This window comes from Erwinia sp. QL-Z3, from assembly GCF_004551645.1.
Taxonomy (GTDB): domain Bacteria; phylum Pseudomonadota; class Gammaproteobacteria; order Enterobacterales; family Enterobacteriaceae; genus Erwinia; species Erwinia billingiae.
In genome coordinates this window covers 168,974-181,939 of sequence record NZ_CP037950.1, presented here as the reverse complement: position 1 = coordinate 181,939, position 12,966 = coordinate 168,974, and the positions used below count along the sequence as shown (strand labels likewise).

Annotated in this window: 11 protein-coding genes; 8 read left to right on the top strand and 3 right to left on the bottom strand. The window is 56.9% G+C overall.

What is annotated here, in order from left to right; genetic code table 11:
• Position 1 precedes the first annotated feature (1 nt).
• The 3 genes from recO to acpS all read left to right on the top strand — a co-directional run bounded on the left by recO (position 2) and on the right by acpS (position 1,925).
• Positions 2–736, top strand: a complete 735-nt coding sequence (gene recO, locus E2F51_RS01520) for a DNA repair protein RecO (RefSeq protein WP_013203426.1) — start codon at positions 2–4, stop codon at positions 734–736.
• Between the two features lie 77 nt (positions 737–813).
• Complete coding sequence (gene pdxJ, locus E2F51_RS01515; protein WP_013203425.1) at positions 814–1,545, top strand: pyridoxine 5'-phosphate synthase; 732 nt, start codon at positions 814–816, stop codon at positions 1,543–1,545.
• Positions 1,545–1,925, top strand: coding sequence for a holo-ACP synthase (gene acpS / locus E2F51_RS01510; protein WP_013203424.1), 381 nt, complete (start codon positions 1,545–1,547; stop codon positions 1,923–1,925). Before pdxJ ends, acpS begins: the two co-directional genes overlap by 1 nt.
• A gap of 41 nt (positions 1,926–1,966) precedes the next feature.
• On the opposite strand, the gene E2F51_RS01505 is transcribed toward acpS, so the two are convergent.
• A complete protein-coding gene (locus E2F51_RS01505) occupies positions 1,967–2,221 on the bottom strand; it encodes a YfhL family 4Fe-4S dicluster ferredoxin (RefSeq protein ID WP_013203423.1) in 255 nt (84 codons plus the stop codon).
• Between the two features lie 57 nt (positions 2,222–2,278).
• On the bottom strand, positions 2,279–3,118 hold the full coding sequence (locus tag E2F51_RS01500; RefSeq protein ID WP_013203422.1) for a MurR/RpiR family transcriptional regulator: 840 nt from the start codon (positions 3,116–3,118) through the stop codon (positions 2,279–2,281).
• A gap of 196 nt (positions 3,119–3,314) precedes the next feature.
• Between E2F51_RS01500 and murQ the strand changes: the two genes are divergently transcribed.
• The 4 genes from murQ to tadA are packed head-to-tail and all read left to right on the top strand — an operon-like array spanning position 3,315 to position 6,774.
• Positions 3,315–4,214: an N-acetylmuramic acid 6-phosphate etherase gene (gene murQ / locus E2F51_RS01495; RefSeq protein ID WP_134822579.1), complete on the top strand. Its 900-nt coding sequence runs from the start codon at positions 3,315–3,317 to the stop codon at positions 4,212–4,214.
• A 3-nt stretch (positions 4,215–4,217) separates the two neighbouring features.
• A complete protein-coding gene (locus E2F51_RS01490; protein ID WP_134822578.1) occupies positions 4,218–5,576 on the top strand; it encodes a PTS transporter subunit EIIC in 1,359 nt (452 codons plus the stop codon).
• Positions 5,577–5,579: 3 nt separating this feature from the next.
• Positions 5,580–6,218: a phosphatidylglycerophosphatase C gene (gene yfhb, locus E2F51_RS01485; protein WP_041692099.1), complete on the top strand. Its 639-nt coding sequence runs from the start codon at positions 5,580–5,582 to the stop codon at positions 6,216–6,218.
• 40 nt (positions 6,219–6,258) lie between these two features.
• Positions 6,259–6,774, top strand: coding sequence for a tRNA adenosine(34) deaminase TadA (gene tadA, locus E2F51_RS01480; protein WP_013203418.1), 516 nt, complete (start codon positions 6,259–6,261; stop codon positions 6,772–6,774).
• A 27-nt stretch (positions 6,775–6,801) separates the two neighbouring features.
• On the opposite strand, the gene mltF is transcribed toward tadA, so the two are convergent.
• Complete coding sequence (gene mltF / locus E2F51_RS01475; RefSeq protein WP_013203417.1) at positions 6,802–8,259, bottom strand: membrane-bound lytic murein transglycosylase MltF; 1,458 nt, start codon at positions 8,257–8,259, stop codon at positions 6,802–6,804.
• 269 nt (positions 8,260–8,528) lie between these two features.
• Between mltF and purL the strand changes: the two genes are divergently transcribed.
• Complete coding sequence (gene purL, locus E2F51_RS01470; RefSeq protein ID WP_134822577.1) at positions 8,529–12,419, top strand: phosphoribosylformylglycinamidine synthase; 3,891 nt, start codon at positions 8,529–8,531, stop codon at positions 12,417–12,419.
• The last annotated feature ends 547 nt before the right edge of the window (positions 12,420–12,966 follow it).

Genomic DNA, 12,966 nt, shown 5'->3' with positions numbered 1-12,966 from the left:
TATGGAAGGCTGGCAGCGCGCATTCGTCCTGCATGGACGTCCCTATAGCGAAACCAGCCTTCTGCTCGACCTGTTTTCTGAGAATTACGGCCGTATTCGGGTGCTGGCCAAAGGCGCCCGAGGCAAACGTTCCAGCCTGAAAGGGGCATTACAACCTTTCACTCCCTTACTGGTCCGTTGGGGCGGGCGCGGCGAAGTTAAAACGCTTCGTGGCGCTGAGCCCATCTCCCTTGCTTTGCCTCTTTCTGGTCTGACGCTCTACTGCGGCCTGTACGTTAACGAGCTGCTGTCACGGGTACTGGAGCAGGAAACCGCGTTTACCGAACTCTTCTTCGATTATCTCTATTGTCTTCAGGCACTGGCTGCGGTCACTGGCTCACCCGAACCGGCACTCCGGCGCTTTGAGCTGGCCATGCTGGGTCACCTGGGCTATGGCGTTGACTTCATGCATTGCGCCGGCAGCGGGGAAGAAGTGGCCGATGGAATGACCTATACCTATCGCGCGGAGAAAGGCTTTATCGCCAGCCTGGTGATGGGCAATAACACCTTTACCGGTCGTCAGCTGCGCGCGCTGGAAGAGCGGTCATTCCCGGATATCGATACCTTACGGGCGGCGAAACGCTTTACCCGCATCGCGCTGAAGCCCTATCTCGGCGGAAAGCCACTCAAAAGCCAGGAGTTGTTCCGTCAGTTTGTGCCGAAAAAACGCGCAGACGTGCTGCCGGACGAAGAGTAAAGCCATCAGGCCGTTCCGGTCAGCGTGCCGAACGTTGTACACTGCTTTCACTCATTGCAAAAATTCCGAGGATTGTCATGGCTGAGTTGTTGTTAGGCGTCAATATCGATCACGTTGCAACCGTGCGTAATGCGCGTGGCACAAACTATCCCGATCCGGTGCAGGCAGCATTCGTCTCCGAGCAGGCAGGTGCCGATGGCATCACCGTGCATCTGCGTGAGGATCGCCGCCACATTACCGATCGCGATGTGCGCATCCTGCGTCAGACCATCCAGACCCGCATGAATCTTGAAATGGCCGTCACCGACGAAATGGTGGATATCGCCTGCGAAATCAAACCGCATTTCTGCTGCCTGGTCCCGGAGAAGCGTGAAGAAGTGACCACCGAAGGCGGTCTGGACGTAGCCGGACAGCTGGAGAAAGTCACCTATGCGGTGACGCGTCTCGCTGAAGCCGGGATCCTGGTGTCGCTGTTTATCGATGCGGATCATCGCCAGATTGATGCCGCTATGGCATCCGGCGCGCCGTACATTGAAATTCATACCGGTGCGTATGCGGAAGCCGAAGAAGGGCGCGAGCGTCACGCAGAATTTATCCGCATCAAAGATGCTGCAGCCTATGCCGCAGGCAAAGGGCTGAAGGTCAATGCGGGTCACGGTCTGACCTATCACAACGTCCAGCCTATCGCCGCGCTGCCGCAGATGCATGAACTGAACATCGGCCACGCGATCATCGGCCGTGCGGTAATGAGTGGTCTTGCGGACGCGGTTAAAGAGATGAAAGCGCTGATGCGGGAAGCGCGTCGCTAATGGCTATTCTGGGCCTCGGCACCGATATCGTGGAGATCGCACGCATTGAAGGGGTGATTTCCCGTTCCGGCGACCGGCTGGCAAAACGCGTGCTGAGTGACAATGAGTGGGCGCAATACCAGGCTCATCAGCAGCCGGTGCGTTTTCTGGCCAAGCGCTTTGCGGTAAAAGAGGCGGCAGCAAAAGCCTTTGGCACCGGGATCCGTGGTGGCCTGGCGTTCAACCAGTTTGAAGTGTACAACGACGAATTGGGTAAACCGGGACTGCGTTTCTTCCTGCAGGCGCAGGAAGTGGCGAAAAAGCTGGGCGTGGCGCATGTCCACGTCACGCTGGCTGACGAAAGGCATTACGCCTGCGCGACGGTCATTATCGAAAACTGATCAACAGCCCGGGTGAAGCACAGCTTGCCCGGCTGCTTCCTTTATCCCCCGTGATGCAACACCACAAATTTCTCCCACAGCAGCTCATTGCTTTCACGATGTGCAGGATCGGTGATGATGGTATTCACGATAGGGCAAACTTGCTGGCAGGTTGGCGTGTCGTAATGACCCACGCACTCGGTACAGCGATCGGCATCAATCTGGTAGATGCTGTCACCCATCGAAATGGCCTGATTGGGGCATTCCGGCTCGCACATGTCACAGTTAATGCATTTTTTTGTGATAAGCAGCGCCATAAGTCTCTCAATCAGTAACAGGATAAAGTGCGCGGGTATTATACGCCGCTGATGTTATCAGACCAGCTTTTTCACCAGCGCTTCGCTATGGCGGATATGGCTGGAGGCTCTTTCGGGATCGCGCTGCACCAGCGCCATAAACAGCAGATCGGTCAGCGTCAGCTGGGCGGTGGTTGAAGAGATGGCGGCGCTGCGGGTGGTTTGTTCTTCCGCCACCGTATACAGGCAATGCGTCGCGCACTGTTGCAAGGTATTCGGCGTGAAGCCGGTAAAGGCCAGCACATTGGCGCCCGCCCGCTGCGCTTCCTGCGCGGCCAGGTTAATCTCGCGCCGTTCGCCGGTATAAGAGATTGCTAACAGCAGATCGCCGGGATTCAACGCCTGCACGCTGGCCAGCAGCGCATGCATATCCTGTTCTGCCACCGCGTTAATACCGATTTTCATCAGCTTCCAGGAGAAGTCCTTCGCCACCAGGCCGGAAGCCCCAATGCCCACCAACACAATGCGGTTGGCGCTGCGGATCAGCCGCAACGTCTCCAGCAGCATCTCTTCACTGTTGATATCAAGGGTGGCGCGGATCGCCGACTGCTTTTCCGTCAGCAACTTCTCGCCGACCAGTTTTAGCGGGTCATCGCTGAGAATCAGGTTGTGCACGGTGATGGCATCTTTATCTGCCAGCGATTCGCTGAGCGCCAGCTTCAGTGCGGGGAAACCTTTATATCCGAGCTTTTGAGCAAACTTCACCACGCTCGACTGGCTGACACCCGACTCCTCCGCCAGCTTCTGCGAGCTGAGATGACGTGCACGATCCGGCTGCGACAGCAGAAAATCGGCCAGACGCCGTTCGTTCATGGCCAGGGACGGATACAGCTGGCGAATACGCAGCAGGGAACTCATCGGTCTACCTCTAAATAAAAATGCCAACAGCTTGAATTCTATGGACAGATAATAGCTTGCTGTACGATAAGCGGTAAGTTTATCGGCACATTTATCACAATCCATGATTAAAATTAGGTAATTTCTGTTTTGCAGTGAATATAATATTCAAAATTTACTCTATTTTTAAGAATTAAAAATTCATAAGTGAGGAAACATGGATCTTGGCGCACTGGTTTCAGAAACGCGTAACCCAGAGACGATGGATTTGGACAACCTGTCCACGCTTGAGATGGTCACAAAGTTTAATCAACAGGATGCCACCGTGGCCGAGGCGGTGCGGCTGACCTTGCCGGACGTGGCCAAAGCGGTGGATGCTGCGGCGGTGTCGTTATCGGCGGGTGGGCGGCTGATTTATCTGGGGGCCGGCACCAGCGGGCGTCTGGGCGTGTTGGATGCGTCTGAATGCCCGCCAACCTTTGGCGTCCCGCACGGTCTGGTGGTCGGACTGATTGCCGGTGGTCCGGGTGCGTTGCTGAAAGCGGTTGAAGGTGCGGAAGATAATGCGCAGCTGGGCGTCAGCGATCTGCAGGCGCTGGAACTCAAGCCGCAAGATATGGTGGTCGGTATTGCCGCTTCCGGCCGCACACCGTATGTGATTGGCGCACTGCGTTACGCCCGCCAGCTGGGCTGCCATACCGCAGCGGTCTCCTGCAATCCCGCGTCACCGATCGCCCATGAAGCCGAAATTGCTATTTCCCCGGTGGTGGGCCCGGAAGCCCTGACCGGTTCGACGCGTCTGAAATCGGGTACCGCGCAGAAGCTGGTGCTCAACATGATTTCAACCGGCGCGATGGTGCGAATTGGCAAGGTGTACCAGAACCTGATGGTGGACATGCAGGCGACCAACATCAAGCTGGTGGATCGCGCCTGCCGCATGGTGTGTCAGGCCACCGGCTGCTCAGCCGAAGAGGCGGAAACGGCCCTGAAGCAAACCCAGTACGAGGTAAAAACCGCCATTCTGATGGTGCTGAGCGGCCTCGCGGCTGACCAGGCCAAAAGTTTGTTAACCAGGCATAAAGGATTCCTGCGCGCAGCGCTTCAGGACAGGGGATAGGCGATGGATAAGGCGATGACGCTGGCTGGCCACCTGTTGCAGGGGATCGGCGGGGAGGAGAACATCACCCGGCTGGAAAACTGCATGACAAGAGTACGTATTGAAGTGAATGACGATGCGCGTCTGGATCTGACCCGACTACGTCAGCTCGACGGCGTGAAGGGATACGTCAAGCAGGGAAGCCAGCATCAGTTCATCGTCGGGCCTGGTACCGCGGCTAAGGTGGTGGAGGCGATGCGCAGTCTGATGGCTTCCGCGCCGTCTCAACCGCAGTCGATCGATCGGACCAAGGCGCAGGTGAAGCAAAAGTACAAAGCACCGATGAGCGACGCACTGCGCCAGTTGGCCAACGTTTTTATCCCGCTTATTCCGGCATTCATCGCCTCCGGCCTGATAACCGGCATCATCAACATTCTTAAACGCCCGGATATCGTCGGGGATTTTGCCACCCATTATCCCAATCTGTTAGGTCTGGCGGCAATTTTCGGCAGCACCATTTTCACCATCATGAACATTCTGGTTGGGGTCAATACCGCCAGGGTGTTTGGCGGTTCGATCGCACTCGGCGGGGTGATGGCGGGGATCCTTTCCAGTCCGGCGCTGGCGCAAATCAGTTTGTTTGGTGAAAATCTGCAACCCGGCCGGGGTGGGGTCATTGCCGTGCTGCTGGTGGTTGTGCTGATGTGCTGGATTGAAAAAAAGCTGCGGCAGTGGCTGCCAGAAGCACTGGAGCTGATCCTTAACCCACTTCTGACTACACTTATCACGGCAACGCTGGCGATTGTGGCATTACAGCCGCTTGGCGGGATCATGTCAGATGCGATTGCGCACGGCGCAACCCTGGCCATCGATCGCGGTGGCATTCTGGTCGGTGCGCTACTGGCGGGCACGTTCCTGCCGTTGGTGTTAACCGGTTTGCATCAGGGCATGGTGCCGATTCATGTCGAGCTGGTTCAGGCGCATGGCTACAACGCGCTGCTGCCAATTCTGGCAATGGCCGGGGTAGGGCAAGTGGGCGCTTCACTGGCGGTATTGCTGAAAACCCGCAATGCGCGACTGAAAAAGCTGGTGAAGGGGGCGCTTCCGGTGGGGATTTTGGGTATCGGCGAGCCGTTAATCTTCGGCGTCACGCTGCCTTTAGGCCGGCCATTTATTGCCGCCTGTCTGGGCGGTGCGGTCGGCGGCGCGGTGATCAGCTATGCCAAGGTGGCGACGGTGATTACTTTTGGTATTTCGGGTCTGCCGCTGGCGCTCACTATCATCTCTGGTAAGGTAATGCTCTATCTCGCAGGGTGGCTTGCCGCGGTAGTCTGCGGTTTTCTCTTTGCCTGGTTTATGGGATTCAATGACCCTGAGGAGTAATTTTTGATAACTGGTCAGGAACGACGCGTGGTGTTTTTTGATTTAGACGGCACGCTGCATCAGCAGGATATGTTCGGCACCTTTATGCGCTATTTACTGAAGCGCCAGCCGTTGAACCTGCTATTGGTGGTGCCGTTGCTGCCGGTGATTGGCGCCGGTTTACTGATAAAGGGACGGGCGGCACGCTGGCCGATGAGCCTGCTGCTGTGGTCGATCACCTTTGGCCACAGCGAGGAAAGCCTGACGGCGAAGGAAAATGCCTTTGCGCAGTGGTTCCGTCAGCGCGTCACGGCCTTCCCGGTGGTTCAGCAACGGCTGACGGACTATCTGAACAGCTCGGATGCGGACGTCTGGTTAATCACCGGTTCACCGCAACGGCTGGTGGAGCAGGTCTATTTTGACTCGGCTTTCCTGCCGAAGGTAAAGCTGATCGCCAGCCAGATGAGCCGCGGTTTCGGTGGCCGGGTGCTGTCGATGCGCTGCCTGGGGCATGAAAAAGTGGCCCGACTGGAAGAGAAGATCGGCACGCCACTGCAGCTGTACAGCGGCTACAGCGACAGTAAGCAGGATAACCCGCTGCTGTTCTTCTGCCAGCACCGCTGGCGCGTCACGCCGCAGGGCGAGCTGCAACAGCTTGAGTAAAACAGGTATACTGTGCCGCGTTTTTTAGCTGGAGACTCAGGTGAGCGACAAAGTAAGCGATGAATTCTGGATGCGCCATGCCCTGATGCTGGCGCGTCGTGCCTGGGAAGAGGGTGAAGTGCCGGTCGGTGCGGTGTTGGTACAGGGCGATAAGGCGATTGGCGAAGGCTGGAACCGCCCGATCGGCCACCATGATCCCACTGCGCATGCCGAGATTATGGCGCTGCGTCAGGGTGGGAAAGTGCTGGAAAACTACCGGCTGCTGGACACCACGCTGTACGTCACGCTGGAGCCTTGCGTGATGTGCGCCGGGGCGATGGTGCACGGACGGATCGGCAGGCTGGTGTTTGGCGCAAGGGATGAGAAAACCGGCGCAGCAGGATCGCTGATCGACGTGTTGGGCCACGCAGGCATGAACCATCAGGTTAAGGTGGAAGAGGGGATGCTGGCGGAAGAGTGCGCGGGCATGCTGAGTGATTTCTTCCGTCACCGTCGCGCAGAAAAAAAGGCACTGCGCCTGCAACAACGCGAGCAGGCTGCCGAAGACGACCAGTGAGTTGCGGCCTGTTGCCCCGGAATGCCGTTAGTTCAGCGCAATTTTAGGGGCCACAGCCGGATAGCCTTCCCCCATCTCGGCTTCATAAGCCGCCTGCTGTGCCAGCTTCCGCTCCTGATCCTGCAAATAGCCCACCAGGCTTATCTGATACAGCCGGATGTTTTCCACGTAGTTATAGGCTTCCTGACCACGGGCATAGCCATAGTTGGTCTGACTGTAATAGCGTTTCTGGCTCAGCATCGGCAAACGCAGCTTCACATCTGCCCAGCTATCCGGATTCCCCTTCTGTTTTTCCGTCAGCTTACGGGCATCCAGCATATGGGCATAACCCATGTTATAGGCCGCCAGAGCAAACCAAATCTTCTCATCGTCTGGGATGGTTTGCGGCACTTTTTCCATCATTCGCACCAGATATTCACTGCCGCCACGGATGCTTTGCTCGGGATCGGTGCGGTCACTGACGTTCAGACTTTCAGCCGTGTTGCGGGTCAGCATCATCATGCCGCGCACGCCGGTCGGGGAGGTTGCCTGAGGATTCCAGTGCGACTCCTGATAGGAAATCGCCGCCAGTAAACGCCAGTCGATTTCGCTGGCATACTTTTCAAACAGCGGGCGAATATCCGGCAGCGTGCCATCAATGGCGCGCAGGAAGGTGCGGGTATCGACATAATCGAAGGTCCCCACGTGGCCGAGGTACTTCTCATCCAGACGGGCCATCGCGCCTTCTTCACCCATCTGATTAAAGTAGTCGAGCATCGCTGCATTCAGGCTGTCGTCCTGATCGCGCTGCATATACCAGGTAATCGGCTCTTCATCGGTAATATCAAAGGCGACCGCCAGCTGCGGATGGATGCGCTGGAGCAGGGCGATCGACACGGAATCCCCCACCGTGTAATCCAGTTTGCCATCGGCCACCGCTTCCAACAGGGTGTTCGGGCTCTGATCGGTCGAAATCGCCCAATCCAGATCGGGATACTGATTCTGCTTAATGCCGCGCAGGGTGGAAAGGTAGGCAGAGTCGGAGGCGACGGTCAGTCGGCCATGCAGCTCACCGAGGTTTTTTGGCCGTGGCTTACCCATCCGGTAAACCAGTTGCTGGGATACGGAGTAATAAGTGGGGCCAGTACGAAAGCGCGATTGACGTTCGCCGCTGTAAATTAAGCCTGCGGCCAGCACGTCAGCTTTATCATCTTCCAGGTCGTCAAACAGGTCACTGAGGTTTTGCCGGACGGTGATCTGCAGCTTCACGCCAAGATAATCAGCGAAGCGTTTCGCCAGCTCATAGTCCATTCCGGCTGGGGCTTTATTAATGGTGTAGTAAGTCAGCGGGGAAGTTAACGTGCTCACACGCAAAACTCCCCGTGATTTTATCTGCTCTATCTGGTCCTGTTGACCCCCATACCAGGGGATCGATGGCCACAGTGCCAACGCAAGCAGCACGGTAACCAGGCCGATGAAAAGATAATTAATTTTCAGGCGTTTCAAATGGTTATCTCTCGATTGCTCTCAGGTTCTGTCTGTAACGGCAGTATTTGATGTCTATAATGGTTCCTGAGCGTGGGGCATTTTGCGCAACTCGGTGCCCCTGCGCAACTGAATTCAACCTGAATTGTGTGAATTTCAGCCAATTCCCTGGTGCGATTTATTCTGCGCAAACGGTTTCGTAACCGGTGGGGATTCTCTATAATACCGCCCGCTTTCCCTGTTGCGCCCAAAGAAGCGTCGCCCGGCGCTTCGAAGACGAGAGATCTTTGATGATGGAAATTCTGCGTGGTTCGCCCGCTCTGTCGGCATTTCGTATTACTAAATTGCTGGCCCGCTTTCAGGACGCTCACCTGCCGGTGAGTGACATTTACGCTGAGTACGTCCATTTTGCTGACGTCAGCACGCCTCTGGCCGCTGATGAAAAAGCCCGTTTACAGCGCCTGCTGAAGTACGGTCCCTCTCTCGCGGAACATACGCCGGAAGGGCGCCTGATTCTGGTGACACCACGTCCGGGAACCATTTCGCCGTGGTCGTCCAAAGCGACCGACATCGCGCACAACTGCGATCTGCCTCAGGTGCTTCGTCTGGAGCGCGGTCTGGCTTTCTATGTTAAGGCCCCACAGCTGACCGACGCCCAGTGGTCGTTGCTGGCTGCGCTGCTGCATGACCGCATGATGGAAGTGGTCCTCAGTGATTTGAACCAGGCTGAACAGCTGTTTGCTCATCACCAGCCTGCTCCGCTGCAAAGCGTCGACGTGCTGGGTGAAGGCCGTGACGCGCTGGATAAAGCCAACCGTAAGCTGGGTCTGGCACTGGCCGATGATGAAATCGATTACCTGCTGGCGGCCTTTGAAAAACTCGGGCGCAACCCGAACGACATCGAGCTGTATATGTTTGCCCAGGCGAACTCCGAGCACTGTCGTCATAAAATCTTCAACGCCGACTGGATTATCGACGGCGAGCAGCAGCCAAAATCGCTGTTCAAGATGATCAAAAACACCATGGAGAAGACCCCGGACCACGTGCTGTCTGCCTATAAAGACAACGCCGCGGTGATGGAAGGTTCTCAAGTGGGCCGTTTCTATGCGGACGCAGAAAAAGGGCAGTACGACTTCCATCAGGAAGAAGCGCACATTCTGATGAAGGTCGAAACCCATAACCACCCGACGGCGATTTCGCCATGGCCGGGTGCGGCAACCGGTTCAGGCGGTGAAATCCGTGATGAAGGCGCAACCGGACGTGGCGCGAAACCGAAAGCGGGTCTGGTTGGCTTCTCGGTTTCTAACCTGCGTATCCCTGGTTTTGAACAGCCGTGGGAAGAAGACTTCGGCAAACCTGACCGCATCGTCACCGCGCTGGATATCATGACCGAAGGCCCACTGGGCGGCGCGGCATTTAACAACGAATTTGGCCGTCCTGCGCTGAATGGCTACTTCCGTACCTATGAAGAGCAGGTCAACAGCCATAACGGCGTGGAGCTGCGCGGTTACCACAAGCCAATCATGCTGGCCGGCGGTATTGGCAACATCCGTGCTGACCATGTGCAGAAAGGCGAAATCACCGTCGGTGCCAAGCTGATCGTGCTGGGTGGCCCGGCGATGAACATTGGTTTAGGCGGCGGTGCAGCCTCTTCCATGGCTTCCGGCCAGTCTGATGCCGATCTGGATTTTGCTTCGGTACAGCGCGACAACCCAGAAATGGAACGTCGTTGCCAGGAAGTGATCGACCGCTGCTGGCAGCTGGGTGAAGACAACCCGATTCTGTTTATCCACGACGTGGGTGCAGGCGGTCTTTCTAACGCGATGCCTGAACTGGTCAGCGACGGCGAGCGCGGCGGTCGCTTCAACCTGCGTGACATTCTTAACGACGAACCGGGTATGACCCCGCTGGAAGTCTGGTGTAACGAGTCCCAGGAACGCTACGTGATGGCGGTTGCGCCAGAGAAGCTGGAACTGTTTGCCGAACTTTGTAAACGTGAACGTGCGCCATTCGCGGTGATCGGCGAAGCCACCGAAGAGATGCATCTGTCTCTGGAAGACAGCCACTTCGATAACAAGCCTATCGATATGCCGCTGGACGTGCTGCTGGGTAAAACCCCGAAAATGACCCGCGATGTCACCACGCTGAAAGCGCAGGGTGAGCCGCTGATCCGCGACAGCATAACGGTTGCGGATGCGGTAAACCGTGTTCTGCACCTGCCTGCGGTCGCTGAGAAGACCTTTCTGGTGACCATTGGCGACCGTTCGGTGACCGGTATGGTTGCGCGCGATCAGATGGTCGGTCCATGGCAGATCCCGGTGGCGAACTGTGCGGTGACCACGGCCAGCCTCGACAGCTACTACGGTGAAGCGATGGCGCTGGGCGAACGTGCGCCGGTTGCCCTGCTGGACTTTGCCGCATCCGGCCGTCTGGCGGTGGGTGAAGCGTTGACCAACATTGCCGCCACGCAGATTGGTTCGCTGAAGCGCATCAAGCTTTCGGCTAACTGGATGGCCGCAGCCGGTCACCCGGGCGAAGATGCCGGTTTATATGAAGCGGTGAAAGCGGTTGGCGAAGAACTTTGTCCGGCGCTGGGCATTACTATCCCGGTGGGCAAAGACTCCATGTCGATGAAGACCCGCTGGCAGCATGGCACCGAACAGCGTGAAATGACCTCACCAATGTCGCTGGTGATCACCGCGTTTGCCCGCGTGGAAGACGTGCGCCGCACCGTAACGCCTCAGCTGCAGCCGCAGCAGGATAACGCGCTGCTGTTAATCGACCTCGGCAAAGGCATCAATGCGCTGGGCGCCACGGCGCTGTCACAGGTTTATCGTCAGCTGGGCGACAAGCCGGCAGACGTGCGTGACGCGCAGCAGCTGGCAGGCTTCTTCAACGCCATGCAGGTGCTGGTGGCGGATGGCAAACTGCTGGCTTACCACGACCGTTCAGACGGTGGTTTGCTGGTCACGCTGGCTGAAATGGCCTTTACCGGTCACTGCGGTGTTGAGGCGGATATCGCTGCGCTGGGTAACGATTCACTGGCCGCGTTGTTCAACGAAGAGCTGGGTGCCGTGATTCAGGTGGCTGCGGCAGACCGTGCTCAGGTTGAGCAGGTGTTTGCTCAACACGGTCTGGCTGACTGTGTGCACGTCCTTGGCAAGGCCGTTCAGGGCGATCGTTTCGTGATCACCTCTGGCGACTCTGCGGTGTACAGCGAAAGCCGCACCACGCTGCGTACCTGGTGGGCAGAAACCACCTGGCAGATGCAGCGTCTGCGTGATAACCCGGCCTGTGCCGATCAGGAACACAACGCCAAGAAAAACGACCAGGATCCAGGCCTGAACGTGTTGCTGACCTTTAAGCCAGAAGAAGATATCGCCGCGCCATACATCGCGACCGGTGCGCGTCCGAAAGTTGCCGTATTGCGTGAGCAGGGCGTTAACTCCCACGTTGAAATGGCGGCCGCGTTCCACCGCGCCGGTTTTGATGCGGTTGACGTGCACATGAGTGACCTGCTGGCAGGACGCCGTGGTCTGGAAGCGTTCCATACGCTGGTTGCCTGTGGCGGCTTCTCTTATGGTGACGTGCTGGGCGCAGGCGAAGGTTGGGCGAAGTCGATTTTGTTCAACTCCCGCGTGCGTGATGAGTTCGAAACCTTCTTCCACCGTCCGCAAACGCTGGCGCTGGGCGTCTGTAACGGATGCCAGATGATGTCCAACCTGCGCGAACTGGTGCCGGGAAGCGAAGCCTGGCCGCGCTTTGTGCGCAACCAGTCCGAGCGCTTTGAAGCCCGTTTCAGCCTGGTGGAAGTGGCGGCAAGCCCATCACTGATGCTGGAAGGCATGGTGGGTTCGCGTATGCCAATTGCGGTATCGCACGGTGAAGGCTTCGTGGAAGTGCGTGATGATGCGCATCTGGCGACGCTGGAGCACAAAGGTCTGGTGGCATTACGCTTCGTTGACCACTTCGGTAAGGTGACTCAGCAGTACCCGGCGAACCCGAACGGTTCACCAAACGGTATTACCGCGGTGACCAACGAAAGCGGTCGCGTGACCATCATGATGCCGCACCCGGAACGTGTGTTCCGTACGGTGAGCAACTCATGGCACCCGGAAGAGTGGGGCGAAGACAGCCCGTGGGTGCGGATCTTCCGCAACGCGCGCAAACAACTCGGCTAAGTCGGGTTTACAGGGCAACCCTCCGGGGTTGCCCTTTTACGTTCTGACCACCTGTTGCAAAATTGCGACAGTGGCCTGTTGGCACTGTCGCCAATAAGTGACATCTAAGTTATTGATTTCACTCACTCGCTGAGTTTTATCCGAATAACGTTTCTATTCAGCGACAGTTTCTTTTGACCATCAGGTCCGGAACGCGCTGACTCCGGTTACCTCGAATTTATTTTTGTTATAGAAATCATTGTGTTAATCATTAATTTTAAAGTTGGCACAACTATTGCTAATATACCTGCAGTGGCTCATTCACTTGGTTACGACAGCCCTGCGAAAGCGGTCAAGCGCTTCATAACAACCCGAATGACGCACAATACGGTGCCTGCCGTCCACCAAACCGATACAGTCCACTTTGTGGCTCTATCAAGCTTCGGACGCAACGTTGAGTTAGGCACCACCTAATTTTCTGTGATGACGGATGTCCTCACAGCGTGAATGGCAGATTCTATGAATCTGCCATTTTTCGTTTTGGATCCAGGGCTTTCTTCCCGCGCGT